At 43.0% G+C, this 23,978-nt stretch carries 28 protein-coding genes and 1 pseudogene; 10 read left to right on the forward strand and 19 right to left on the reverse strand.

Annotated elements, in window-relative coordinates; translation table 11 throughout:
- Positions 1-89 precede the first annotated feature (89 nt).
- Positions 90-776: an HAD-IA family hydrolase gene (locus RMZ42_RS16240; RefSeq protein WP_322672344.1), complete on the forward strand. Its 687-nt coding sequence runs from the start codon at positions 90-92 to the stop codon at positions 774-776.
- Positions 777-833: 57 nt separating this feature from the next.
- Here RMZ42_RS16240 and RMZ42_RS16245 read toward each other — a convergent pair whose 3' ends face one another.
- Positions 834-1,763 (reverse strand): AraC family transcriptional regulator, encoded by a 930-nt coding sequence (locus RMZ42_RS16245; protein ID WP_322672345.1) that lies wholly within the window; start codon positions 1,761-1,763, stop codon positions 834-836.
- Between the two features lie 207 nt (positions 1,764-1,970).
- Between RMZ42_RS16245 and RMZ42_RS16250 the strand changes: the two genes are divergently transcribed.
- Positions 1,971-2,702, forward strand: a complete 732-nt coding sequence (locus RMZ42_RS16250; protein WP_322672346.1) for an SDR family oxidoreductase — start codon at positions 1,971-1,973, stop codon at positions 2,700-2,702.
- Between the two features lie 252 nt (positions 2,703-2,954).
- Here RMZ42_RS16250 and RMZ42_RS16255 read toward each other — a convergent pair whose 3' ends face one another.
- From RMZ42_RS16255 to RMZ42_RS16270, 4 genes are all read right to left on the reverse strand, one after another.
- Positions 2,955-3,365 (reverse strand): PadR family transcriptional regulator, encoded by a 411-nt coding sequence (locus RMZ42_RS16255; protein ID WP_322672398.1) that lies wholly within the window; start codon positions 3,363-3,365, stop codon positions 2,955-2,957.
- Between the two features lie 46 nt (positions 3,366-3,411).
- Positions 3,412-4,986 (reverse strand): group II intron reverse transcriptase/maturase, encoded by a 1,575-nt coding sequence (locus RMZ42_RS16260; RefSeq protein ID WP_322672347.1) that lies wholly within the window; start codon positions 4,984-4,986, stop codon positions 3,412-3,414.
- Between the two features lie 114 nt (positions 4,987-5,100).
- Positions 5,101-5,400, reverse strand: coding sequence for a hypothetical protein (locus RMZ42_RS16265; RefSeq protein WP_322672348.1), 300 nt, complete (start codon positions 5,398-5,400; stop codon positions 5,101-5,103).
- A 182-nt stretch (positions 5,401-5,582) separates the two neighbouring features.
- The gene (locus tag RMZ42_RS16270; protein WP_322672349.1) at positions 5,583-5,864 is read right to left on the reverse strand and encodes a hypothetical protein; all 282 of its coding nucleotides are present in this window, start codon (positions 5,862-5,864) and stop codon (positions 5,583-5,585) included.
- 357 nt (positions 5,865-6,221) lie between these two features.
- Here RMZ42_RS16270 and RMZ42_RS16275 point away from each other — a divergent pair.
- Both RMZ42_RS16275 and RMZ42_RS16280 read left to right on the forward strand, forming a co-directional pair.
- Positions 6,222-6,488 (forward strand): annotated as a pseudogene (locus tag RMZ42_RS16275) (hypothetical protein); the annotation flags it as partial.
- Positions 6,489-6,531: 43 nt separating this feature from the next.
- The gene (locus RMZ42_RS16280; protein ID WP_322672350.1) at positions 6,532-6,906 is read left to right on the forward strand and encodes a ferredoxin family protein; all 375 of its coding nucleotides are present in this window, start codon (positions 6,532-6,534) and stop codon (positions 6,904-6,906) included.
- Between the two features lie 71 nt (positions 6,907-6,977).
- Here RMZ42_RS16280 and RMZ42_RS16285 read toward each other — a convergent pair whose 3' ends face one another.
- The 3 genes from RMZ42_RS16285 to RMZ42_RS16295 all read right to left on the reverse strand — a co-directional run bounded on the left by RMZ42_RS16285 (position 6,978) and on the right by RMZ42_RS16295 (position 9,029).
- Positions 6,978-7,712 (reverse strand): CatB-related O-acetyltransferase, encoded by a 735-nt coding sequence (locus RMZ42_RS16285; RefSeq protein ID WP_322672351.1) that lies wholly within the window; start codon positions 7,710-7,712, stop codon positions 6,978-6,980.
- A gap of 7 nt (positions 7,713-7,719) precedes the next feature.
- Positions 7,720-8,724 carry an aldo/keto reductase gene (locus RMZ42_RS16290; RefSeq protein ID WP_322672352.1) on the reverse strand — a complete coding sequence of 335 codons (1,005 nt, stop codon included), beginning with the start codon at positions 8,722-8,724 and terminating at the stop codon, positions 7,720-7,722.
- 128 nt (positions 8,725-8,852) lie between these two features.
- Complete coding sequence (locus tag RMZ42_RS16295; protein ID WP_322672353.1) at positions 8,853-9,029, reverse strand: hypothetical protein; 177 nt, start codon at positions 9,027-9,029, stop codon at positions 8,853-8,855.
- A gap of 671 nt (positions 9,030-9,700) precedes the next feature.
- On the opposite strand from RMZ42_RS16295, the gene nifE reads away from it, so the two are divergent.
- Positions 9,701-11,113: a nitrogenase iron-molybdenum cofactor biosynthesis protein NifE gene (nifE, locus tag RMZ42_RS16300; protein WP_322672354.1), complete on the forward strand. Its 1,413-nt coding sequence runs from the start codon at positions 9,701-9,703 to the stop codon at positions 11,111-11,113.
- Between the two features lie 119 nt (positions 11,114-11,232).
- Here the strand turns inward: nifE and RMZ42_RS16305 are convergent, their stop codons facing one another.
- A complete protein-coding gene (locus RMZ42_RS16305) occupies positions 11,233-12,504 on the reverse strand; it encodes an MFS transporter (protein WP_322672355.1) in 1,272 nt (423 codons plus the stop codon).
- A 334-nt stretch (positions 12,505-12,838) separates the two neighbouring features.
- Here RMZ42_RS16305 and RMZ42_RS16310 point away from each other — a divergent pair, with 334 nt between their 5' ends.
- Both RMZ42_RS16310 and RMZ42_RS16315 read left to right on the forward strand, forming a co-directional pair.
- Complete coding sequence (locus tag RMZ42_RS16310; protein WP_322672356.1) at positions 12,839-13,801, forward strand: TauD/TfdA dioxygenase family protein; 963 nt, start codon at positions 12,839-12,841, stop codon at positions 13,799-13,801.
- Between the two features lie 236 nt (positions 13,802-14,037).
- Positions 14,038-14,202: a hypothetical protein gene (locus tag RMZ42_RS16315; RefSeq protein WP_322672357.1), complete on the forward strand. Its 165-nt coding sequence runs from the start codon at positions 14,038-14,040 to the stop codon at positions 14,200-14,202.
- Positions 14,203-14,520: 318 nt separating this feature from the next.
- Here RMZ42_RS16315 and RMZ42_RS16320 read toward each other — a convergent pair whose 3' ends face one another.
- The 10 genes from RMZ42_RS16320 to RMZ42_RS16360 all read right to left on the reverse strand — a co-directional run bounded on the left by RMZ42_RS16320 (position 14,521) and on the right by RMZ42_RS16360 (position 22,395).
- Entirely contained in the window at positions 14,521-15,309 is a 789-nt protein-coding gene (locus RMZ42_RS16320) for an ATP-binding cassette domain-containing protein (protein ID WP_322672358.1), read from the reverse strand.
- Between the two features lie 54 nt (positions 15,310-15,363).
- Positions 15,364-16,149, reverse strand: coding sequence for an aliphatic sulfonate ABC transporter permease SsuC (ssuC, locus tag RMZ42_RS16325; protein WP_322672359.1), 786 nt, complete (start codon positions 16,147-16,149; stop codon positions 15,364-15,366).
- Complete coding sequence (gene ssuD / locus RMZ42_RS16330) at positions 16,146-17,300, reverse strand: FMNH2-dependent alkanesulfonate monooxygenase (protein WP_322672360.1); 1,155 nt, start codon at positions 17,298-17,300, stop codon at positions 16,146-16,148. Before ssuD ends, ssuC begins: the two co-directional genes overlap by 4 nt.
- 98 nt (positions 17,301-17,398) lie before the next feature.
- The gene (locus RMZ42_RS16335) at positions 17,399-18,478 is read right to left on the reverse strand and encodes a sulfonate ABC transporter substrate-binding protein (protein WP_322672361.1); all 1,080 of its coding nucleotides are present in this window, start codon (positions 18,476-18,478) and stop codon (positions 17,399-17,401) included.
- Between the two features lie 125 nt (positions 18,479-18,603).
- The gene (locus RMZ42_RS34720) at positions 18,604-18,678 is read right to left on the reverse strand and encodes a hypothetical protein (RefSeq protein ID WP_416211817.1); all 75 of its coding nucleotides are present in this window, start codon (positions 18,676-18,678) and stop codon (positions 18,604-18,606) included.
- A gap of 41 nt (positions 18,679-18,719) precedes the next feature.
- Positions 18,720-19,496: a phosphate ABC transporter ATP-binding protein gene (locus RMZ42_RS16340; protein WP_322672362.1), complete on the reverse strand. Its 777-nt coding sequence runs from the start codon at positions 19,494-19,496 to the stop codon at positions 18,720-18,722.
- Between the two features lie 27 nt (positions 19,497-19,523).
- Complete coding sequence (pstA, locus tag RMZ42_RS16345) at positions 19,524-20,396, reverse strand: phosphate ABC transporter permease PstA (RefSeq protein ID WP_322672363.1); 873 nt, start codon at positions 20,394-20,396, stop codon at positions 19,524-19,526.
- Positions 20,390-21,262 (reverse strand): phosphate ABC transporter permease subunit PstC, encoded by an 873-nt coding sequence (gene pstC / locus RMZ42_RS16350; protein ID WP_322672364.1) that lies wholly within the window; start codon positions 21,260-21,262, stop codon positions 20,390-20,392. Before pstC ends, pstA begins: the two co-directional genes overlap by 7 nt.
- Positions 21,219-22,070 carry a phosphate ABC transporter substrate-binding protein gene (locus RMZ42_RS16355; RefSeq protein ID WP_322672365.1) on the reverse strand — a complete coding sequence of 284 codons (852 nt, stop codon included), beginning with the start codon at positions 22,068-22,070 and terminating at the stop codon, positions 21,219-21,221. Before RMZ42_RS16355 ends, pstC begins: the two co-directional genes overlap by 44 nt.
- Positions 22,071-22,095: 25 nt before the next feature.
- On the reverse strand, positions 22,096-22,395 hold the full coding sequence (locus RMZ42_RS16360; protein WP_322672366.1) for a metalloregulator ArsR/SmtB family transcription factor: 300 nt from the start codon (positions 22,393-22,395) through the stop codon (positions 22,096-22,098).
- A gap of 116 nt (positions 22,396-22,511) precedes the next feature.
- Between RMZ42_RS16360 and RMZ42_RS16365 the strand changes: the two genes are divergently transcribed.
- The 3 genes from RMZ42_RS16365 to RMZ42_RS16375 all read left to right on the forward strand — a co-directional run bounded on the left by RMZ42_RS16365 (position 22,512) and on the right by RMZ42_RS16375 (position 23,387).
- Complete coding sequence (locus tag RMZ42_RS16365; RefSeq protein ID WP_322672367.1) at positions 22,512-22,796, forward strand: hypothetical protein; 285 nt, start codon at positions 22,512-22,514, stop codon at positions 22,794-22,796.
- An 18-nt stretch (positions 22,797-22,814) separates the two neighbouring features.
- Entirely contained in the window at positions 22,815-23,015 is a 201-nt protein-coding gene (locus tag RMZ42_RS16370; protein WP_322672368.1) for a hypothetical protein, read from the forward strand.
- Between the two features lie 177 nt (positions 23,016-23,192).
- Entirely contained in the window at positions 23,193-23,387 is a 195-nt protein-coding gene (locus RMZ42_RS16375) for a hypothetical protein (protein WP_322672369.1), read from the forward strand.
- The last annotated feature ends 591 nt before the right edge of the window (positions 23,388-23,978 follow it).

The following is a 23,978-nucleotide window of genomic DNA, read 5'->3' on the forward strand; positions in this document are numbered from 1 at the left end:
GTATTAGCGCAGGAACAATCACTAAAGACAAAAAACAATGTAAACTATTTAAATTAAGTTAACAATTATTTACATTTTACCGAAAAATCATGCTGGCTGCAATTCTTTTTGACCTAGACGGCACTATTGTCAACACTGACCCCATACACTACCGAGCTTGGCGGGAAATGCTGTTAAATTACAACATAGAAATAGACGAAACATTTTATAAATCCCGAATTAGTGGAAGGCTAAATCCAGAAATTGTTAAAGACATTCTGCCACAATTATCAGCAGCAGAAGGGCAACAATTTGCAGACGAAAAAGAAGCGTTCTTCCGCAAACTCGCCCCACATCTCAAACCGCTAAATGGATTTTCTGAACTACTAGCATGGACAGAAACACATCAATTAAAACGAGCATTAGTAACTAATGCTCCTAGATTAAATGCAGAATTTATGCTAGAGGTTTTGGGGATAAAAGAAGCTTTCCATACAGTTGTTTTAGCGGATGATTGTATTGCAGGTAAACCCGATCCTGTGCCCTACCAAGTTGCCCTGAATAAATTGGGGATTACAGCAGAAGAAGCGATCGCTTTAGAAGACTCTCCCTCTGGTATTCGTTCCGCAGTGGGCGCAGATATTCGCACCATTGGCATCGCCTCCACCCACGATCCGCAAATTTTGCAATCAGTCGGTGCATTTATGGCAATTCCAGACTTTACTGATTTGCAGTTGTGGACATTGCTAAACTCACTCATCGAGCCAGATTTAAATGCGATCGCTTCTAATTTTTGAGGACATGGGGCAGAGGAGGCAGAAGGCAGAAATTCTTTAATTTTTAATTTTTAATTTTTAATTTTTAATTGATTTCTCCCCATCCCCAAAAACTCCACTTTTTAACCGAGCCATATCACGCAACGGTGGTGCGCCGAACAAGCGACTGTATTCACGGCTGAACTGTGAGGGGCTTTCATAACCCACATAATGACTAGCTGTTGCCGCATCCATACCTTGCCCCAGCATCAGACGACGGGCTTGTTGAAGCCGAAGTTGTTTTTGATATTGCAAAGGACTCATGGTGGTGACAGACTTAAAGTGATGATGAAGCGACGAGGGACTCATGCGCGCTTCACGAGCGATCGTATCGATCCGAAATGGTTTTTCGTAGTTCCATTTCAGCCAGTTGATCGCTCTGCTAATTGCTTGGAATTGTTTATCGACTAAAGCAATCTGTCGCAATCTAGCACTGTGTTCGCCAGATAACAAACGATAGAGAATTTCTCGGACAATCAAAGGTGCAAGGATGGCAATATCTTGAGGCGTTTCCAACAATCGTACAAGTCGGATTGCAGCATCAAGCAGTTGCGGACTAACAGGATTAATAGACAAGCCCGGTTCCAGTGGTTCGTTCGCTGGAGCGTCTAGTTTTGCCTCCATCATCAGTGTACTGAGTTCTCCCATATCTAAATCGAGCCGAAGACACAGATACGGAACGCTTGGCGTTGCTTCAATCACTTGACCGACAACAGGCAGATCGATGGACACCACCAAATATTGGTCTTGACCATAAACATACAGATTGTCTGCCAACATTACCTGTTTCTTGCCCTGAGCGACAATGCACAAAGCAGGCTCATGCAGGGCATGGAGAGGCGCAGTTGGTTGTAAGGAACGGATCAGGAATAACCGCTCGATCGCTGTGGGATGGACACCATCTCCATTACTGTTTTGTGCAATCAGAGCAGCTAGCTCGGACTGCTGCTGTCTAACAGTCTGTTCCATAATTTCGTTTGAAATCCTTTATGAAACTAACATTCAGGGCAGCCACAATCTATTTAGCCGCTTAGATTAGCTTATCTTTTTACAATCGACAATGAAGAAAATGCAGTATTAGGCAAGAATTTCGTAGGTTCAGATTACCGCACCAAGCTTTGACTCTCTTAAATTAAGAATGTGCTAGAGAATACAACAACTTGGAGATACGATTTTATGACTACCAACCAACAGAAAGTAGTACTAATTACAGGCGCAAGTAGCGGTATCGGTGAGGCGACAGCACGTCTACTCGCTCGTAAGGGCATCCACGTCATCCTGGGCGCACGACGCACGGAACGGCTAGAAACCCTCGTGGCTACAATCCGCTCTGAGGGAGGCTCGGCGGAGTATCAGACCCTTGATGTTACTCATCGCGCCGACTTCCAAGCCTTTGTAGAATTTGCTCAAAGCAAATTTGGCCGCATTGATGTCATCGTCAACAATGCAGGTGTTATGCCGCTCTCGAAGCTAGAAGCGCTGAAAGTTGATGAATGGGACTTGATGATTGACGTGAACATCCGTGGCGTACTCAATGGCATTGCTGCTGGGCTACCGTTGATGAAACGCCAAGGATTTGGCCAGTTCGTCAACCTGTCCTCCATCGGCGGACACGCTGTCTGGCCAACCTGCGCCGTTTACTCAGCCACTAAGTTCGCGGTGTTGGCAATTTCGGAGGGGCTGCGTCAGGAAAATACTGACATTCGCGTTACAGTTATTTCGCCAGGCGTAACGGAGTCAGAACTTGCCGATAGCATTACTGACGCCGAAGCTGTCAAAGGTATGCAGGAATTCCGCAAGATTGCGCTTCCGGCTGAAGCGATCGCCAGAGCGATCGCCTTTGCAATCGAACAACCGGATGACGTTGATGTGAATGAGATTATCGTGCGTCCTACAGCCAGCGTATAGTTACGCAAAGATGCAGAGAATTTTCAACCTAAGCTAGCAGTAAAACAACTGAGAACCGCTATGTGACTACCCAAAATAAAATTCAACCTCTCCCACATCTGCGATCGCAGGCACTCGTTATGATGAATCAAATGCAGATGTTGGACAGCGAACGCTAATGCGATCGACAGCGTGAGCAAAGTACTAGAGGGTTTGTAGTAAGCAATTTGCTGCTTAGAAAATAAGGACTAAGGTCTTACTACGAGCCTCTACTTATTTTTCAGCCAGAATCGCGTAAATTTCTCGTTTAACTTGCTCTAAAAGCTCCCGTACCCGATTTATCCGCTCCATATTACCACTACGAGCAACCTGCACCACCGCAGCAGCTAACTCTGTGGCGGCATTCCGCAACTCAATAAACTCTTGGGGCTTACCTGTAACAAAACTTTTGAAGGTATCCCAAGGAGTGTCTGAAGGTTCTTGTTGGGAACGTTCTGCCAATAATTGTTTACCCTCATCCGTAATCGTATAAATCCGCTTGCCCCCTTCCTGTGCGCTCTTGAGATAACCTCCTTCTTCCAACAATTGGAGTGTTGGATACACTGAGCCAGGACTGAGGCGACGGAAACCACCGTAACGAGTTTGGTTGAGTCGATGGGGGATATTATTCCCCGCACCTCTCAGTTAAATCTGGGCGTGCGACTTTCACCGCACCCAGCTTCCGATGTTCTCAGCTTTTGCTTTTGCTCATGTGTTTATAATCGTGGCAACTCTCATGAGTTGCTTCGAGATTATTTTTCTTCCAGTTAGCGTGATTTCCGTCGATGTGATGCAGGTGTACCCGTTCCTCATCGATAAATTTCAGACCACAGGAAGCACATCTATGGTTTTGCTTCTTAAGGGCTTTAGAGGTCTCGCCGTCGTAGAGCTTGCTTTTACGTTCGCTCCAGTAGGCTGTGTCTCCGTCATAGGGGGATTTTGTTCCTTTGACTGAGACGTGTTTGTTTTCGGAGTGGGAAACTGCTGGGAATGCTTTGTCTAGTAGTTTCTTGCTAGAGTAGCGGTTTTGCTTGGCTTCCTTGTTGAATACCTTGTAAGCTCTTGTTTCGATGTGGTATAGCGAGTTTCTCGACCCGTCCATCTTGCAGAACTTATGGTAATTTCTCCAACCTCTAACTACCGGAGCTAATTTCTCAGCCTTTGTGGTAGCACCATAATTCGAGTTGTTGACGATGTGTTTTACTTTCTTACGAAATGCTTTGTAGTTATCCACTGAGGGAATACATCTAAACTTTCCGTTTTTCTGGACTTTGAAGTGCCAGCCGAGGAAATCAAACCCATCTGTCGCGGCGGTAACTTTGGTTTTCTTTTGGCTTACATTCATTCCGCGTTTGCGGAGGAACTCGCTGATTCTTTCAAGTATTTCTGTCGCGTCATCTTTGGGTTGAAGTATAATGACCATATCATCCGCGTATCGGACTGATGGTTCGACGATCCTACTGGATGGGGTTTTATTAGTGATTATATACCCTTGATCCTTGTTGTATCTGTGTATACTTTCAATGCCGTTGAGCGCGATATTAGCTAGTAACGGACTGACCACTCCCCCTTGGGGTGTTCCAAGTTCAGGGAATTCTGGATTTACACCTGCCTTGAGGCATCGGTATATTCCGAGTTTTAAGCCTTTTGGAGCAATGAGTTCTTCCATTATTGCTGAGTGATTAATCCTGTCGAAGCACTTCTCGATATCGAGTTCTATAACTCGTTTTTCTATTCCATTGCAAGCAGAACGGAGGTTATTAAAGATGTATTTTTGTGCATCGTGGGCAGAGCGCCCAGTTCTAAACCCGTAACTCCTGGCGTGGAAAGTGGCTTCATGTGCTGGTTCGAGTGCATATTTTGCTAGGCATTGCCAAGCTCTATCCGCGATGGTTGGTATCTTTAGCATTCTGGTAGTCCCGTCCTTCTTGGGGATGGGGATTTCCCGTAGTCCTTGATGCTTCCAATTTCCACTATTCATTTTCAGTAGTTCTTCAAGGTTGAAGCGTTCTTCAAATGAGAGGGATTTCTTACCATCAATACCCGCCGTCTTTTTGCCAGTATTTAGCTGAGATACAAGTCTAATTGCAAGAAATCGAGCCGAGGTGGATTTAAGAATAAGCTTTTGGAGTGACCTAGCCTTCCGCTTGTCTCCAACTTGAACCGCTTTAAATACGCGCTTTTGAAGGCGGAAAAGATTTCGGCGGAATTTCTTCCACGGTAAAGCTCTCCAAGATTCACTAGTATGTTTACTGTGTCTAATCATTTTCTCTTCTAGAGTTTGTATTTTCTGAACACCTCAGACCAATTACGGTCTGTCCTACCCGAATTGTGGGGGTTAATCCGCTCGTCTGGTCTACTTTGGGGAACGAATCCGCCCCTAGACCCACAACTCGTTTTTATTCGTTCCCTCGGAGAGATTGATGAGCCACTGCGTTGCGGGGGTTCCCCCCGTTGTAGCATGTGGCGTTGTTCCGTTAGGTGTGGTCAATTCAACCACTGGATTCCCAGGACTCTTACCGCTATAAAATGGAGATGCGGCGGGAATTAATTCTCCAGTGAAGTCAAGGTTTTTTATGTTACGCCCTGCTCTCAAATAGGTTGCTTTTCTAGACCCGGTTTCACCGTAGGAACTCCCTGTTAGCGCCAGTGTCAGCCCGTAACGGCTGTCTGATTGCACCCTGTTCCCAGCTTCACTCTACAAGAACCGAGCTTGTTCGGTGTGGGCAGATAAGGAGTCAATTCTGAGTCTGAATGGCAAGACTTGCACTTGCATCTGACCGAGAGTTCAGCCCTTTAGTGACAGTAATCTGCTGTCGGGCTGGATTAGTTATTTGCGGACTGATTACCGTGATTCACTAATCAACGAATCGCACCCATCTCTTTAATCAGGTCGTAACCATGACTAGGATGCTCGGATAAGAGTTCCAGCAGAATGAACTTGATGTCACCCCGACGAGTCCGGTATTCATCTCCCCAACCACGACCAAACATTTCATTATCAAAGCGTTTGTCATGATGTCTACCATGATGCTTGTCATGATGGTTGCCATGTCCAAACCAAGACCTGACAAGCAATGAATCCTCTTCGTTAACTCCTGCCCATGCAGGTGCGCCAAAACGTGACCGAAAATGTCTAAACATAAGTAAATCTCAAATCAACTTTCTCTAATATACGATATATCAGAATATATCGCGATATATCGGAATAGGATTTTGATGAAGATTTGTAACGAAAGCAGCTTCCACTAGCCAAGAGTCTGCACTTGGGGTCATGACGAAATACGTATAAAATGGGGCCTGACTGCCAATTCATTCTGGAACATCGGGCAAGGGCGGAATGGCAGGCTTGTTAAGGGCAAACCCATGATCTAGCTGCATGAGAGGGTGTGGGGAATTAATAAGATGTTGAACTCCTTGAGGCAAGTAAAATTTAATTGTCTTAAAACTACACCCTACACCCTACACCCTGCCAGCAAGGAGGTTTCAGCTTTTCTTAGTGCCATTCGGGCAAGGGCGCTATCCCCCGATCGCCCAGTATTGCGCAAAACTGCCCAAAATCCCGACGTTTATTTCCAAGCAAGGGAAACAGTAAATCCCTACTACGCTGCTTGTCCCAATATCATGCAATCTTATATGGATAAGTTTGCCGCACAGACAACCAGACACTATCACTTGCTTGATTATCATGGCACAATTGATGCAGAACGAGTCATCATTTTGATAGGTTCAGGTTGTGAGGTAGTGCATGAAGTGGTATCGATGATGTTATGGTTGTCGCCGCAGAAAATCAGTTGCAAGAGGTAGCGTAATGATTGAAATTGTTGATAGCGATCGCTGTATCGGCTGTGATATCTGCGTGAAAGTTTGTCCGCGCGATGTCTTTGATTCTGGAGACGATGGAATAGCCGTAATTGCTCGTAAATCAGATTGTCAGACTTGTTTTTTGTGCGAGTTGTATTGCCCTGTTGATGCGCTTTATGTGTCGCCTTATGCCGAGCTGGACGATAAGGTTGATACAGAACAGTTAATTACCCAAAACTTGCTTGGTAGTTACACCCGTAACATGGGTTGGCATCATGGCAAAATGGGAGGGACTGACAAAGATCCAACTCAACAACTTAGAATTTTGAATAGGGTAAGGCAGGATAATGCAAGATTGATTGACACTCCCCTGGCTGAATAAATTTCGCCGATAGGCTCGCAGATATCTTAACGGAGGCGGAGCGATTTTGAATGGATGCCATCGACAAGTAATTAAACAGAAACATCCGCTCCATCGTGTTGTTCTGCTGGTGGCATCCCGATAAATTTCAATACATCTCCTTGTGGCTCTTTCCACTGGATCTCTGGTAGCCACTCATCCGGGTTGGTATATAGCAAATCTAAATTAGCCGCAATCTTCGCTGACTCCCAATCCCACCAAGATAGTTCTAGCAACCGTTCTACCGTTTCAGGTTTAAACCGATACCGAATTATCTTAGCTGGATTACCCACCACAATTGCATAGGCAGGAACATCGGAAGCAATAACAGCCTGTGCGCCTACAACTGCACCGTTGCCAATTTTCACCCCTGATAAAATCGTTGCCCCATACCCAATCCAAACATCATGACCAATAATCGTTGCCCCCTTAGAAGCCGCATCGGTGTAACGTTCTTCTGGCACAGCTTCTGCGGATAACCACTTGAAAGGAAATGTCGTTACTCTTGTCATAATATGGTTTCCTCCAGCAAAAATGATGATATCCTTAGCCAGAGAACAAAACTTTCCGATCTCAATCCGGTCGTCAGGGGTAAATATTGCTAAACTGATGTGCCGATCGAAGTAGGTGTAATCTCCAACCTTGATACGCGGGTCTTGAATGTGAGCATTTAGCCAAATCGGAGGAGGCGCGTATTCAAGCATAGTCATAAAAGGTAAAATCAAGGTTTTTAACCCGCGTAGGCGGGTTTTACCTGTGTAGCCGTGACTTTCAGTCGCCTGGTGCAAGATTACTCTATGGGCGATTTCCAGATGGATGCTGATGCCCTAGTATAGGATGGGGTGTGTAAGGTTCTTCTAAGAATTTGCGCTCTTGATCAGAAAGCTCTAAATCCACTGCCTCCACAGCCTCTTTAAGATGTTCTATCTTACTAGCGCCAATTATCGGAGATGTCACACCTGGTTGATGCAATAGCCAAGCTAGGGCAATTTGTGTGGGTTTCACACCCCGTTTTCCGGCTAATTCAACTACGCGATCGACTACTTTAAAATCTGAATCTTGATAGTAGAGATTGTGAGCAAATTCGTCAGTTTTTGCCCGCAATGTTTGGCCATGGTCTGACTTACTGCGATTCCCTGCTAAAAAGCCCCGCGCCAAGGGACTCCAAGGAATAATACCAATCCCTTGATCTAGGGCTAAGGGTATCACTTCTCGTTCTTCTTCCCGATAAACTAAGTTGTAGTGATTTTGAATTGATACAAAACGAGTCCAGCCGTGAATGTCTGCTGTATAAAGGGCTTTAGCAAACTGCCATGCGTAAACACTAGAAATTCCTAAGTAACGGACTTTACCTGCTTTGACAATATCATGCAGTGCTTCTAGGGTTTCTTCAATTGGTGTTTCATAATCCCAACGGTGAATTTGGTACAAGTCTACATAATCAGTCTGTAGCCGCCGCAAAGAAGCATCAATGCTGTCAAAAATATGTTTGCGAGATAGTCCTCGATCGTTAGGCCCATCGCCGACTTTGCCATGTACTTTAGTAGCAATCACAACTTGATCTCGTTTAGCAAAGTCTTTTAGCGCTCGTCCGACAATTTCTTCACTAGCACCCAAGGAATAGACATCAGCGGTATCAAAGAAATTAATCCCCAATTCCAAAGCCAGTTTGATAAATGGACGACTTTCTTCTTCTTCTAATACCCATTCGCGCAATTTACGCGAGCCATAAGTCATTGTGCCTAGTGTAATACGCGATACTTTGAGTCCAGTTTTGCCAAGATTTACATATTTCGTCATACGGTATGCTCTACTTTTTGTTGGGATGCTTAATAAGGTTGTGATATTTCTATAGCCTTTTGACAGTGATTTGCCTAGAGTATTGCAGAGCTATGAGCATTGCTTTGCAAAAGCCAGGATACAAAATACTATATATCAATCGACTTACCGGAGTTGTTAGCTATCATATTAAGAATTGCATATAAATGATAAATATGGAACAAGAAATCAGGAAATGTTTGGGAGAGGGGGCTGTTGGGAGAATCTCTCGGATCTGCAAAGCGATCGCCACCGTCAAACCAACCAGGGCTGCGGCTAAAGCTCATAGTTCAAATAGTGTATACTTTTCAAATTCCAAGAAAAATTTTTAATATAGTTCTGTTTATCGATAGATTTAGAGCATTTTAAAATAGTTAAGGCTACAATTTCCTATATAAATCGTTATTTTAGTTAAATAAAATACCTTAAGTAGTATTAGTAAAAAATAAATTTCTTGGTTGGATGATAAAAAACAACAGAAGGTACATAGAAAACATGTGTGTAAATTATCCTGTTTAATTATCTAATAATTTATATTCTAAAAATCTCAAAACAATACTTGATTTCAGATATTATTAGCTATACTAATATTTAGATAAGCTAACACTAGCCAAAGAATTATAGTGTTTATCGTCTGAGTGAGTTACATCTCGTTGCGGTGAGGGGCTACAGGCGAAGATGTAACTTATGCGAGGGCTACCATAACAAGCCTTTCTAAAAATACAGGATGCATCAGAGGAGTTGCTTGTTTTATCTGAAATGCTAGTGCATCAATTGCTGTTTTTTGTAATTTCTCAGAAATCAGTCTCAATCAACTTTGTCTACCAGCATCTATAAAGACGAGTGGGGACTAGGCAGCAAAATTGGTAAGTAAGAAAAATAGGAGGTAGAGAGAGAATAATACTCTTAACTCCTCATTCTTGGCTGTTTTGTATTTATTTTTAGCACGAGGAAAAGCATGAAAAACACTCAAGTAACAATTAACGAACCCCTTAGCGAAACAGGTTGCAAATCTAACCATAAACAGCTTAATGGTCAGAAAAAACTCACTTGCACAAAACCACCACAACCAGGTGCAACCCAAGGAAATTGCCCTTTTGATGGAGCGATGGTTTCTGTCGGAGCTATTACTGATGCTGTTCATTTAGTACATGGTGCTGTTTCTTGTACTCACAATCCTTGGGCAACTCATGGTAGCCTCTCTTCAGGCTCACAATTATACCAAACTGCTTTTACTACTGATTTTAGTGAGGGTAATATCGTTTTTGGTGGAGAAAAGAAACTGTACAAAGCGATTGTGGATGTTGCTCAACGCTATCATCCTGCCGCCATTTTTGTTTATGCTACTTGTCTGTCTGCTTTGATTGGTGATGATATTGATAGTGTTTGCCAACTTGCTACACAACAAGTTAATATCCCAGTTATCTATGTAAATGCGCCTGGATTTCTTGGTAGTAAAAATTTAGGTAATCGCATTGGTAACGAAACTTTACTGAATGCTGTCATTGGTACAGCCGAACCGGAATTTACCACACCATTCGATATTAATATTGTTGGTGACTATAATGTTGCAGGTGAAACGTGGAATATCTTAGCATTATTCCAAAAAATGGGAATTCGCGTTCTTTCTAAAATTACAGGTGATGCTCGTTATCAAGAAGTTTGCTATGCTCATCGCGCCAAATTAAATGTAGTGCTTTGCTCAAATGTAGCTATACAAATGGCGCAAACTATGGCGGAACGTTATGGAATTCCTTATATTGAAGAATCGTTCTATGGTGCGACCAACTTAAACGATTGCTTGCGAAATATTGCGGCCCAATTAAGTATTCCCTTGGGAGATAGTGTTATTGCCTCTGAACTGCAAGAACGTACAGAAAAGTTAATTTCTCAAGAAAATGCTGCTCTAGATATTGCTTTAGCTCCTTACCTTACTGATTTAAAAGGTAAGCGGATTATTCTTTCTACTGGTGGTGTGAAAAGTTGGTCGCTTATTTTAGCAGCCCAAGATTTGGGAATGGAAGTTATTGCAGCTACGGATGGCAAAACAACAGAAGAGGAGAAAGCTAAAATTAAACAATATCTTGGTGCAGATGCAATGCTTTTGTCTGACACAACTCCCCAGGCATTATTAAAGGTATTACACCAAACAAAAGCTGATGTGTTGATTACTGGGGCTGGCAATAAATATACAGCACTCAAAACGGGAATTCCTTTTTTAGACATTAACCATGAACGTCACCATGCTTATGCAGGTTATGCAGGTTTGGTGGTACTAGCACGCGAACTACATGAAGCCTTGTATAGTCCTATATGGAAGCAAATTAGCAAACCTGCTCCTTGGGATGAAAAAATCAGCTATCAGCTATAGGCGCAACTTTCTTCTGCCAAGCTGATGTAATTGATCGTCTTCCACTACACTTTTATGGTGTGGCGGAAGATGCTTGTTTTCCAAATATTTGCTTTGTTGTACAAAGAGAAGCGACTTGTTCACCGAGCAATCCAACGGCTTACTGCTGGCAATTGTGCAGAGAACCAGAGCGCACCTAAAATAATCAGACTACCACAGACAATCAAGGCATTAGTCGCACCAAAATTATCTGCCAAAGTCCCCGCTAACAAATTTCCAAAGGGCATTGTACCCACCATTGCTAGGGCGTAAAAACTCATTACCCGTCCGCGCTTATCCTCGGTAACTAGGGTTTGAATAATCATATTACTACTGGTAATGTTGAGGATAGAAAAGCAGCCTACAAATACCAGAATGATTATAGATAGCCAAACTTGACGCGAGAGTGAAAAGAATATCAAACTCATCCCAATGAAAACTTGAGCGACTACAATCAAACGCTCTAAGCCTACAATCCCTCGTCTGACACTTAGATACAAACAAGCAAACAACGAGCCAATCGGTGCTGAAGTGCTGAGGTGAGCCATCGTTGTTGCGTTTCCATTGAGAATCTTTGCTGCAAAAACAGGCATCAGCGCGACATGAGACATCCCGACGAAACCATGTAACGCTAGCATTAATAAAATTACTCTAATCGGCTGGAATTTCGAGACATATTCAAAGCCTTCCCGCAATTTTTCCAAAGTATCGCTAATGCCCGTAAGGGGTTGCATCTGTCTGGCTGGTAGCCGCATCGCTAGCAAGGTAAATATCGCAGGAATATAGCTGAGGGTATCGTAAAGAAAACAATATTTTACCCCTAGTGTCGCAATCAAAATCCCGCCCATAGCAGGCCCCACGACAAGAGAGGAACTTAACATTACTGAATTCAAAGCGATCGCATTACTCCAATCGGCGCGATCGTCTACGGTTTCGGTGACGATTGTATGGCGCACGGGCATATCTAATCCCTTGAGCAAACCATTGAAAGCACTCAGTACCAAGAGGATAGGAAAGGTAATCCAATTGGTAAAGGTGAGAATCGTTAAAGCCAGGGAAACGCTAATTCCCAATATCTGCACCACCATTAACAAGTCACGACGACTCCAGCGATCGGACAATATGCCCGAAAAGGGAATCAGTAATAACGTAGGTAAAAATTGTACAAACCCTGCAACTCCCAACAACCAAGGCGATTGAGTCAAATCGTATACTAGCCAAGGAATAGTTAACTGCTGGGTCATAAATGTTCCAGACATTGATAGTAACTGTCCCCCGAAAAACAGGCGAAAATTACGCCAGCGCAAAGCGGGTAAATAGTGGTAAGTGATATTACTGATGCTTTCCCCTAGTTGTCTATGCCAAATTTTCATGAGTAAAATTTTATTATGGTTTACTAATAATTAGATTAACTAAGAACTGTCAAATAATCGCGTAGTTTGCTGCCCAGGCATCGCTAATCTGTCTGAGCTAAGGCTTTTGCACATTGACATCGGATCGCTATAGAAGGGGATTGGTCTGCAAAAACGTAGGAAATTACTATTTAGCAACTGCATACTACTTTAATTCTATCGGAATAGTGTATGATAATTTCAGTTATGCTCCCAGCATGGGAATGTTGCTAGCAGATATTGGGTATCGGCAAAATTCCCAAGGAAATAGGCGAGTGTGAACACCTCCCGACAGATAAAACTCTGGAGAATCCTAATGGGCTACAAACATATAGAAGTTAAACAGGTAGCTGGTTTCATCGGTGCAGAAATCAGCGGCGTAGACCTTTCCCGCTCTCTTTCTGAGGATCAAGTCCAAGAAATTCGCAAAGCGCTATTGAAGTGGAAAGTTGTGTTTTTTCGTGGCCAGAACATCGATCATGCTGCCCAGGTCGAGTTCACATCTCGTTTTGGCGAAGTGACTTTCGCCCATCCCTTGGGAGAGCCGGAACCAGTTCCGGGATTTCCCCAGATCAAACCCGTAGACCGTAAGCTTTATGAGCAGCAGTATGGTTTTCGCACTGGCGGCCCTTGGCACACAGATGTAACGGCGGCGATCAACCCACCAGCAGCGTCAATTTTACGCGCAGTTAATGTTCCTAGTTTCGGTGGTGACACCCACTGGAGTAATCTCGTTGCCGCTTATGAGGGACTCTCAGCACCTTTGCGATCGCTAGCTGATACATTAAAAGCAGAACATCGCTTTAATGGGGGCGGTTATCAACCCCGCAACAACAAATTTGACGAGCGCATTGCTGTCAATCCCCTAGTTTCTATTCACCCAGTCGTCAGAGTTCATCCTGAGACTGGTGAGCGTGCCTTGTTCGTAAACCCTGGCTTCGTCTCTCGCATTGTTGATGTGTCACCAGAAGAGAGCAGACTGTTACTAGAGTTGTTCTTCAACCAAGTCACCAAACCTGCCTATACCACCCGTTTCCGTTGGAACAACGGTGATATCGCCTTCTGGGACAACCGTGCCACCGTGCATTTGGCTCCTCAAGATTTGGATCATTTAGATGTCGAACGTCTCCTCTATCGCACTACTATCACAGGCGATGTTCCAGTAGGAGTTGATGGTTCCCGTTCTGAAGTGGTTCAAGGTGAAGCTTTCAGCGCTAAAGTACCAAGCGTCTTCAAGCAGAAAGCTGAGTCTAAGGAAGCACAACCAGTCCTTTCGTAAAACTGAATTATAAGTTATGAGTACTGAGTAAATTAAAAACTACTCAGTACTTATGAACGCAGACATTACACCTTGTTGCTCTACAAAGGTAACTTTTGCATGACCGATCGCAGCAAAGCCAAGAGATTAATTATCTATCTAATTTGAGCGATGATTTTTAGCCATCCTGCTGTAAGACAATTAAATTTTACTTGCCTCAAGGAGTTCAACATCTTCTTAATTCCCCACACCCTCTCATGCAGCTAGATCATGGCTTTGCCCTTAACAAGCGTGCCATTCGGCTCTTGTGCATCATCATTGTGACGAGTCTATTAATGATGGTGATAGTTCTCATTGCTGGGCCAAAGTTTATAGAAATAGACCAAGCAACAGATACAGAGATCAAACAGGTAGAGGTGTAAACTTGACCGAATAATTCGTAATTCGTAATTCGTAATTCAAAATTTATTAATTACGAATTAATAATTAATTATTTGAGAGTACAAGCCCCTTAATTTATTAATTAAAGAAAATAAATTTATTCATTATTCAAGCCCCACGATTAAATCTCAGGTAATAATTACAAATTAGCAATTACGAATTATTTTGACATTTTTCCTAAAAAGCTATCAAAAAAAATTGAGTAGCCTAAAATACTGATTTATTAGCAATAAAATTACTAAAGAAATCCGATTTTATTTTTGAAAAAGATTAGGAGAAAATGCCTGTTTTTTCAAAATTTAACGTTTAGTGTTTGCTAGCTGTTGAACTTTTTTATCTTCCCCATTAATTAGACCTGCTTCATCACCCATAACGCGCTCTAAGATTTCTTCTGCTAAAGTAAGGAATTCTGCATCTTTGCGTTTGCGAGGACGTGGTAGCGAGATACGCCGATCCATTGAAACTCGGCCATCTTCAATTAGTATGATGCGATCGGCTAGCGTTACTGCTTCATCTACATCATGAGTAATCAAGAACGCCGAAAATTTTTGTTCGTGCCAGATTTTTTCAATTAGTCTCTGCATCTCAATACGAGTCATGGCATCCAAAGCACCAAGCGGTTCATCTAACATTAGTAAGCGCGGCTCTCTGACTAAAGCCCTAGCAAGTGCTACCCGTTGTTTTTGTCCTCCAGAAAGCACAGAAGGCCAATCTTTTGCTCGTTGTATTAAACCTACTTGCTCAAGCGCCTTCTCTGCCTTTTGCCGCCAGTCTTTTTTGTTCAATCCTAATCCCACATTTCCTAAAACATTCTCCCACGGTAAGAGGCGGGCATTCTGGAACATTGTTCGCGCACTGCGATTACGCCCACGCAGTGGTTCCCCGTCAATTAAAACTCCGCCGTCACTGGGATGTTCAAACCCAGCTATCATCCGCAGGAGTGTACTTTTACCGCCACCACTGCGCCCAACAACTGCAATAAATTCTCCTGATGCTATCTCTAAATCGAGATTCTGCAACACTTGATTACTACCATAGGTCTTTGTCAGACCCATAACTTTTACCTCTGCGCCTTGTAGGGATGCCATCTTCACAAACCTCTCTAAATTGCAACAAAATTTTGAATAATAACTAGATAAACTTTAGGCAGGTTGGTAGTTAGTATCCCACCTTAACCATTTTTGTTCTAAAGCTTTGGCAGCGACATCTGCTAACTTGCCCAACAAGGCATAAAGCAAAATGCTCAAGACAACAACATCAGTTTGCATAAACTCACGAGCGTTCATTGCCATATACCCAATACCAGAATCAAGTGTAATTGTTTCAGCGACAATCAAGGTTAGCCACATAATTCCCAAGGCATAACGCAAACCAACGATAATCGAACCCAATGCCCCTGGAAAGATGACTCGCTTAAATAAAGACCAGCCATGCAAGCCGTAGGATTTTGCCATTTCAATTAATTCTGGATCGACAGTACGAACTCCGTGAAAGGTATTAAGATAAATGGGAAAGAACACTCCTAATGCTACAAGAAAAACCTTAGCTTCTTCGCCAATGCCAAACCACAAAATTACAAGTGGGATTAACGCTAAGTGAGGAATATTCCGAATCATCTGTACTGAGGTGTCTAAATACTCTTCTGCTGGACGAGCCAATCCATTAAGTAATCCCAACCCAAAACCAATACTACCTCCTAGCAAGAACCCAATTACAGCCCGAATCGTACTGATAATCAAGTTTCGCCATAGTTCTCCAGAACGGGATAAACGAACTCCTGCCAGAATTACATCTGAAGGAGCAGGCAATACCCTTGTAGAAAGCCAGCCAGATTTTACCAATATTTGCCAAAGAATAATTAGAACAATCGGCAAAATCCAAGGTTTCAGTTGCTGAAACCCCAGTTGAGAAAATTTGCTTTTTTTCATTTTGAAGCTCCTTCTGTTGTACGTTGCTTAGGAAAATCTTGGTTGGCGACAATTTCACCAAAAGGACTTAATACCTGTTGTTGTGCTGTAGCGGGTAAATCCTGAAGTGGTAAGCGGGGAAAGAGTAATTCAGCTACTCGATAAGCTTCTTCTAAATGGGGATATCCTGAAAGAATGAAAGTTTCAATTCCCAATTCGGCGTATTCCATCATCCTGGCAGTGACAGTATCGGGATCTCCTACTAAAGCTGTACCTGCGCCACCCCGCACCAGTCCCACTCCTGCCCATAGATTAGGGCTGACTTCTAGTGCTTCACGATTACCACTGTGCAATTGCGTCATCCGACGTTGCCCAACGGAATCTAAACGAGCATAAACTTTTTGAGCTTTGGCGATCGCTTCTTCATCAACATACTTAATTAAGTCATTGGCAGCATCCCAAGCTTCGCTCTCGGTTTCCCGCACAATTACATGTAAACGAATCCCAAAACGCAAAGTTCTACCTTCTTCAGCAGCTAACTTCCGAACTGCATTAATTTTCTCGGCTACTTGCTGTGGTGGTTCTCCCCAAGTCAGATACACATCAATGTGTTTAGCGGCAATTTGTTGGGCAATGGCTGATGAACCACCAAACCATAAAGGAGGATAAGGTGTTTGCACAGGAGGAAAAAGTAGCTTACTGCTTTTGACTTGAAAATATTCACCGCTGAAGTTAGCTTCTTCACCAGTCATAGTTGCTCGCCAAATCGACAAGAACTCATCTGTCAACTCATACCGTGCTGTGTGGTTGAGATGAACTCCATCTCCAGCCAATTCCACCGGATCGCCTCCTGTGACGACGTTAATCAGCAAGCGGCCATTGGATATGCGGTCAAGTGTAGCCGCCATCCGTGCTGCCATACCAGGAGATGACAACCCTGGACGAATTGCTACTAAAAAACGCATCTGTTGAGTTGCTGCAACTAAGGATGAAGCTATAATCCAAGCGTCTTCACATGAACGTCCTGTAGGAAGTAAAGCACCCCTGTAGCCTAGATCGTCTACAGCTTGAGCAATTTGACGCAAGTATGGATAGGTAGCAGCACGTCCTCCCGTTGCTGTTCCCAGATAGCGTCCGTCACTGTAGGTGGGAATAAACCAAAATAGTTCCATTGATAATAGACTCCTTAAGTGTTTCAGATGTAGCTGTCAAGAATGCGATCGCCAGAAGGTGGGGCGTAGTCTATCGCTGATGTAGCTTACAGACAGTTTTAATTAAGCTGTTTGCGATCGGACACCATCGCTACTTGATTGACATCAATTTTTTTAGGAACCAATTTTAGACGGTAAAAAGTATCAGCAAGCCTTTGTTGATAAGCAACAACTTCCTTAGTAATTGGTTCTAAGCCATAAGCTCTTCTTTTTGCTACTTGCTCTAAAACACCTGCATCAATCCCAATCAAAGGTGAAAGAATTTGTGCAACTTCTTTTGGCCTAGATTTTGCCCATTCATCTACTTTTTCGATTTCCTCTAAAACGATTTTCAGGCGATCAGAATGCTTTTTAGCAAAGCTTTGAGAAGCAAAAAGGAACTCACGATTTTCGACTATATTTGTCGCATCTGTAAGTATTCGCGCCCCTGTAGCTTGTTCGGCAGCAGCAAAGTATGGGTCCCAAATTGCCCAGGCATCCACCTTTTTTTGTTCAAATGCTGCTCTAGCATCAGCTGGAGGAATAAATATTGGTTGAATATCAGTATATTTCAAATTAGCTTTTGCCAATGCTTGTACAACTAAATGATGGACATTTGAGCCTTTATTTAAGGCAATTTTTTTGCCTTTTAAGTCAGCAAGATTGCGAATTTGAGAATCTTTTGGGACTAAAATTGCTTCACCTTTGGGATTAGGAGGTGAACTGGCAACATAAAGCAGAGGTGCGCCAGCTGCTTGAGCAGATATAGGAGGGGTTTCTCCTGCATGTCCAAAGTCTAGGCGACCAGCATTCAAAGCTTCTAATAGTTGCGGCCCAGCTGGAAATTGATTCCATCGCACCGATAAACCCATTGAGTTAAACTTTTTCTCCAAATCTCCCTTTGCTCTTAAAAGGCTAAGAGAGCCAAACTTCTGATGACCAATACGAACTACCTTTTCTGGATCTTGACCTATACTAAACGACGGCATAGATGCAGAAATTACCGAAGTATTTAGAGAACAAGCTGAAATTATCAAACTTAAGCAGAAACTAACAGCAAATAAGAAGGTAAATTTTTTGCTTGAATATTCTTTGAATACCTTTACAGCTTTGTGACATTTTAATATAAATGCAGAAAAATTCTCCTGATTTATAAGCATTGCACCCTCAGTTTCAAGTATAAAAATTTTCTCCTAAAAAAATATTAAAAGCTTAACAAACTTTTATTAAAATCTTTGGAGGATTTTAAACTACAGTAAAGCTAGCAAGTTAATGTAGTATCTAGCTAAAGAATGATATAACGCTTGACTTCCACATCTGCGTTAACAACTACAATGGCATGGTTAGCAATTTTGAGCATTTTGATGTTATTAATTTGATCCCCAAAGACCGCAATCTTACTCAACCCCTGGCACCAGTTACATAAGCAACTGTTAAAGGATGTTGAGGATGATTAAAAACTTGCTCTACAGTACCTGATTCAATCAGTTGCCCAATGCCGTCTTGTACCCAAAATAGAGCGACTCGATCTGCAATTCTCTTGGCTTGAGCCAGATTGTGAGTAACAATTAACAGAGTATAGCGCTGGCGCAAACTAATAATTAAATCTTCAACAACGTTACTGGAAATAGGGTCGAGGGCACTACAAGGTTCATCCAGTAGTAAGACTTCTGGCTGCAAAGCCAAAGCTCTAGCTATGCACAAACGTTGCTGCTGTCCACCAGAAAGAGCCAAAGCTGAAGATTGCAGTCGGTCTTTTACTTCTTGCCATAGCCCTACATCCTCGAGGCTGGTTTCGATAATTGTATCAATTTGGTGGCGATCGCGGATACCATGCTCTCGCAAAGGCAATTCCAGATTCTGCCATATTGAGAAAGGAAAGGGATTGGGTTTTTGAAAAATCATGCCGACTTGACGCCGTAAGGCGATGACATTAATTTTGGGATTTAGCACCTCTAAACTACCAATGCGGATTCTTCCCTGAACTCGACACTTGGGAATCATATCGCTGAGGCGGTTGAGACAACTCAGGAAACTAGTTTTTCCACAACCAGAAGGCCCAACCAAAGCCAAAATTTCTCCCGCATTGACAGCTAAGTTGACATTAGCAAGTGCAGTTTTTTGTGCGTATTGCAGAGTTAAGCTCTCAATTTGAATCAACGGTTCAGTAACTGCCAAGATGTCCTCCTCTATATCCACCAATCCTCATCCCGAAATAACTCTGCTGTGTAACCAACGTCGTGCAATCCAAGCTGCTGTGCCATTAATCAACAACAGTAGTAATAGCAAAACCGATGCACTAGCATAAGCACTCTTATCTCCTCCTGAAACGTTCATTGATAGATCAAAAATATGAACCGAAAGGGTACGCCCAGAGTCGAGGAGTGATTGTGGCATTCTGTCTACGTAACCGCTAGTGAAAATTAAAGCCGCAGTTTCGGCGATAGCCCGACCAACACCAAGCACAAATCCCACTATTAAACCAGGAACAGCAGCAGGTAATAATATTTGAAATATTGTCGTTGTGCGTGAAAAGCCAAGGGCGGCGGCTCCTAATCTGTATTCATTGGGAACGGCTAAAAATCCTTCCTCTGTAGAACGAATCAAAATTGGTAGCACCATACACGCCAGTGTGAGTCCGCCTGAAAGAATGGAAAACCCCAATCCTAAAACTTTGCAAAACAAAACGTTGCCAAACAACCCGAAGACAATCGAAGGTACACCAGCAAGTACATCTAAACTACGGCGCACTAATCTAGCGAACCAACTATCACTAGGAGTAAATTCTGCTAATAAAACTGCCGTACCAACACCAACGGGTAGGCAAACCGTCATACATACACCAATAATTAAAACGGTAGAAACGAGAATACTGGCAATTCCACCTTCTCTACCCGCATTTTCTGGTTCACTAATCAGAAATTCCCAAGATAAATATCCCATACCGTGCCAGAGGATATCGCTGACTATCCATAAAAAGATGGCGGTAACGAGGGCGGCTGTTGCCCAAACTAAGCTTGTTGCTAGCCACTCTCTAAGAGCGAGACGATTGTCTTTGCTTTGTTGTATCTCTACCATTTGCCCTGACTGATAACTTCAGCGATCGCCACTAACACCACAATCATTCCCATCAATATCAAACCACTGACAAACAGCGCACTACGGTGATCCCCTGTGGCATAGGCCATTTCTAAAGCAATATTAGCCGTGAGTGTGCGGATGGGGTCAAATAAGCTTTTTGGGGTCTGTACTACATTGCCGCATACCATCAAAATTGCCATTGTTTCACCAATGGCACGACCTGTCTCTAAAATTAAGCCTGTAAATAACCCTGATTTGGCTGATGAAAAAACTACTGTGCAGATTGTTGTCCAACGTGATAAGCCCAGTGCAGCAGCACCTTGAATGTAAGCGGTGGGAACTTTTTCTAGGCTAGCATCGGCTATAAGGGCGACTGTTGGCAGAATCATCACCGCCAGAATTGCTATTCCTGCTAATAGGCTTGGCCCTGGTGGATGAATTTTTCCAATTAGAGGAACCAGCACGACTAATCCCCAAAAGCCATACACTACAGAAGGAATCCCTGCTAATAATTCAATCAGGCGGCGATAGAGTTGGGCTACCATTGGCGGGGCATAGAATTGACAAAAGACAGCAGATAAAATGCCTATGGGAGTTGCAATTAGCACTGCACCGACCATTGCCAAGAGGGAACCCAGCAACATGGGTGAGAGATTATATAAACCTGCTGTGGGGTTCCAAGAAGAGTCGGTAAAAAAGCGGGATATCTCTATATGACTGAAGATTGGTAAGGATTCGGAAAGTAGAAAAACAACAATTAAAAGTGCGATCGCTCCGGCGATTGTTGCTGCTCCTCGTAGTATCCAAATTAACCAAAAATCATTTGGCGATGGAGACAAAGTTTTGCTTTTTAACAATGTCACTTACCTGCTGCGATTGTGCAAAGTCAATAAATTCTTTAGCCAGTCCTTGGGGTTCGGTTTTTGTAACCAAGTTAAGCGGTCGAGAAATAGGAAAGCTCCCGTTTTGTACATTAGCTGTTGTTGCTGCTACACCGTTTACAGCTAGCAATTTGATTGGTACTTTATTGGCGGCGCTATTTTCTGCCGAGCCAATGGAAACATAGCCAATAGCATTCGGGTTTCCGGCTACAGTCTTAATTCCTTGCTCATTATCACCAATCACTACTTGTGCTTTGATGTCAGTATTTTTTAGCTTGAAGTAGTGGGTAAACAATTCCAGGGTAGAACGTCCTTCGGCTTTATTAACAACTGTAATTGCCCCATCTTTACCCCCTACCTGTTTCCAGTTATTCACCTTGCCTGTGTAAATATCTACAATTTGCTTGTCAGTTAGGGATTGCAGGGGATTTTCCTGATGGAGAATCACCGTTACTCCATCACGAGCGATGGAAAAGGCTTTTAAATCTTTTTCGTCAGGCTTTAAGGCACGGGAAACCATGCCAACATTAGCTACACCTTGACGAGCATCTGTAATACCGCGAGAAGAACCGCCTGATTGCACATCAACTCGCACACCGGAATGTTGCGATTCAAATTTTTTGCCAATTTCTGCTGCTAATGGTGCAACTGTACTTGAACCAGTAAGTACCAATTTTCCTTGTAGCTTATTTGGATCGTTTGTGACTGCTTGCGGAGGTTGAGAACAACCTTGCAACCAAATGCTCGTCACTAATCCTATTGCGATCGCCGAAATTTGGGAATGTTTCATCTTCTACCTTTAGATATTCCAGGTTTTAGTTGAACGAGAGAACACAACAACCAAAGTTTAAAGCCTTGCCTGTGGCTACTTCGACTTGAGGGGCAAGACGATAGAGAAATGCTTTGCCATCTCGCTCTCGCACAACTAATTTGGCTCGACGCAAAACCTGCAAATGATGAGAGAGGAGACTTTGCTCCAAATGCAAAATCGCATTCATCTCTCCGACTCGCTTCGGACTGTCAATCAATAGTTGTAAAACTCCTAAACGGGTTTCATCTGCCAGTACCTTAAGCTTGTCTACACAATCGATGCTTAAATTTGTATTATTTTGCATTGCCCTGAAAACGATAAGTTTTCCCGATCGTGGTATAAATAGCAACAATTACATAGTTGACAATTAAAATTTATTTGCACTTTTTAATAAACGAGTGTTCATATGAAATTGTATTCATGCTTAGTGTCTCATATTTGGTAACTCTCCGGTTCAACAGTTCTATACTTGTTTTTTACTCTTGTTCTGCACAGATCCGTAAGCGTGTAGATTTAATCTTTCAAGACTTTCATCTGTTCCCTGGTACCGTCTATGACAACATTGCATTGGGTAACTCGACCATCACGCCAGAAGATGCCCGACATGCCGCCGAACTGATACAGACCCTAGATTTCATCGAGAGCTTGCCACTAGGCTTTGATACGGTACTGGAAGACCGCGACCAAAATCTATCGCAAGGTTAACGCCAGTTGTTAGCGTTTATGCGTGTCATTGCCTTGAACCCCGAAATCTTGATTTTGGATGAAGCCACTGCCAGTATTGACCCAGAAACTGAAGCTGCCATCCAAGCACTTCACCTTCAGTCCAGACAATCCACAGAGGGACTGATACTAATGGGATTAGTGTTGTTAGATGCGATCGCCTCCGGTCGGTCAGAGATCATCGCCTCCATCGAGGCGTAGCCCACCGCTACACTTGATGTTTGACAAGAGCATTGTCAGAAAGAAGGGTGTGGGGGGTAGGGTGTCGGGTGTAGGGAAGACGGCATTGCCAAGCTCTTGAATAATCTGGTTTTTAGCATCTGTGTTATTCCAGGCTTGTTCTAAGTTTTACAGCCTTTTCAGCGCAAAGGTGGGGATTTGCCAATACCAGAAGATTACTCAATCTTTATGGCAGTTGCAGATAAAATTGGTTTTGATAGTCGAGGTCGTCGTCTCTTTCGTTCAAGTACAAATGGGCAACAAACCCAAGAAATTGATAGTGATTTACCTCTGATTCTAGAAGAGTTTAAAAAGTTTATCAAAGAGGTATGGCAAAATAATGTTGATAAATAGCACTTGCTGTCTATTAGCGCCGTCAAAGTTACCTATGCAAGTTGTATATGGGGAAAATCAGGACGTATCTCATGAATTTGCAGACTTACTTTAACTACTATAGGATTCCTATTTAATTTTTGAAAAACTGAGAAAATCGAAGCCTTGCATAATAGAGATTAAAACCTCAGTATACTTGGTAATATTTAAGTCGGATTCCTCTAGCTATTTTCTAATCTAGAACTTAAAATAGTCGTTAATACTGTTTGCGGGACTTTGGTGCGACTTCCGAACCTAGCATCTGAAGCTATCCTAGCTTGTCGTGTCGTCATTCCCCGAACAGTATCCCCAGAGAAAAGGGTGTAGGGGATAGGGGGTAGGGTGTAGGGGAAGAAGTGATGCAATATTCTTCACGAATGGCACGCTTGATAAGCGTAAATTCCTGGTATTACTGGATAAAAGGGTGTAGGGTTTGGGGTGTAGGGTGTGGGGAAGTAAGAATGTGTTGAACTGCTTGACGTACTTGCATTCAATTGTCTTAAACCCTACACCCAACCCCCTACACCCAACCCCCTACACCCTACACCCAACCCCCTACACCCTACACCCAAC

This window comes from Nostoc sp. DedQUE05, from assembly GCF_034530955.1.
Lineage (GTDB): Bacteria > Cyanobacteriota > Cyanobacteriia > Cyanobacteriales > Nostocaceae > Nostoc.

Excerpts from the sequence above, each read along its gene's own strand:
- RMZ42_RS16365 (WP_322672367.1), top strand. The coding sequence starts at position 22,512 with ATGCTTAGTGTCTCATATTTGGTAACTCTCCGGTTCAACAGTTCTATA.
- RMZ42_RS16270 (WP_322672349.1), bottom strand. The coding sequence starts at position 5,864 with ATGTTTAGACATTTTCGGTCACGTTTTGGCGCACCTGCATGGGCAGGA.
- RMZ42_RS16360 (WP_322672366.1), bottom strand. The coding sequence starts at position 22,395 with ATGCAAAATAATACAAATTTAAGCATCGATTGTGTAGACAAGCTTAAG.
- pstA (WP_322672363.1), bottom strand. The coding sequence starts at position 20,396 with ATGGTAGAGATACAACAAAGCAAAGACAATCGTCTCGCTCTTAGAGAG.
- RMZ42_RS16250 (WP_322672346.1), top strand. The coding sequence starts at position 1,971 with ATGACTACCAACCAACAGAAAGTAGTACTAATTACAGGCGCAAGTAGC.
- RMZ42_RS16355 (WP_322672365.1), bottom strand. The coding sequence starts at position 22,070 with ATGAAACATTCCCAAATTTCGGCGATCGCAATAGGATTAGTGACGAGC.
- RMZ42_RS16370 (WP_322672368.1), top strand. The coding sequence starts at position 22,815 with ATGCGTGTCATTGCCTTGAACCCCGAAATCTTGATTTTGGATGAAGCC.
- RMZ42_RS16315 (WP_322672357.1), top strand. The coding sequence starts at position 14,038 with ATGCAGCTAGATCATGGCTTTGCCCTTAACAAGCGTGCCATTCGGCTC.
- RMZ42_RS16245 (WP_322672345.1), bottom strand. The coding sequence starts at position 1,763 with ATGGAACAGACTGTTAGACAGCAGCAGTCCGAGCTAGCTGCTCTGATT.
- RMZ42_RS16305 (WP_322672355.1), bottom strand. The coding sequence starts at position 12,504 with ATGAAAATTTGGCATAGACAACTAGGGGAAAGCATCAGTAATATCACT.
- RMZ42_RS16320 (WP_322672358.1), bottom strand. The coding sequence starts at position 15,309 with ATGGCATCCCTACAAGGCGCAGAGGTAAAAGTTATGGGTCTGACAAAG.
- RMZ42_RS16260 (WP_322672347.1), bottom strand. The coding sequence starts at position 4,986 with ATGATTAGACACAGTAAACATACTAGTGAATCTTGGAGAGCTTTACCG.
- RMZ42_RS16240 (WP_322672344.1), top strand. The coding sequence starts at position 90 with ATGCTGGCTGCAATTCTTTTTGACCTAGACGGCACTATTGTCAACACT.
- RMZ42_RS16295 (WP_322672353.1), bottom strand. The coding sequence starts at position 9,029 with ATGAGCTTTAGCCGCAGCCCTGGTTGGTTTGACGGTGGCGATCGCTTT.
- RMZ42_RS16335 (WP_322672361.1), bottom strand. The coding sequence starts at position 18,478 with ATGCTTATAAATCAGGAGAATTTTTCTGCATTTATATTAAAATGTCAC.
- ssuC (WP_322672359.1), bottom strand. The coding sequence starts at position 16,149 with ATGAAAAAAAGCAAATTTTCTCAACTGGGGTTTCAGCAACTGAAACCT.
- nifE (WP_322672354.1), top strand. The coding sequence starts at position 9,701 with ATGAAAAACACTCAAGTAACAATTAACGAACCCCTTAGCGAAACAGGT.
- RMZ42_RS16310 (WP_322672356.1), top strand. The coding sequence starts at position 12,839 with ATGGGCTACAAACATATAGAAGTTAAACAGGTAGCTGGTTTCATCGGT.
- ssuD (WP_322672360.1), bottom strand. The coding sequence starts at position 17,300 with ATGGAACTATTTTGGTTTATTCCCACCTACAGTGACGGACGCTATCTG.
- RMZ42_RS16280 (WP_322672350.1), top strand. The coding sequence starts at position 6,532 with ATGATTGAAATTGTTGATAGCGATCGCTGTATCGGCTGTGATATCTGC.
- RMZ42_RS16290 (WP_322672352.1), bottom strand. The coding sequence starts at position 8,724 with ATGACGAAATATGTAAATCTTGGCAAAACTGGACTCAAAGTATCGCGT.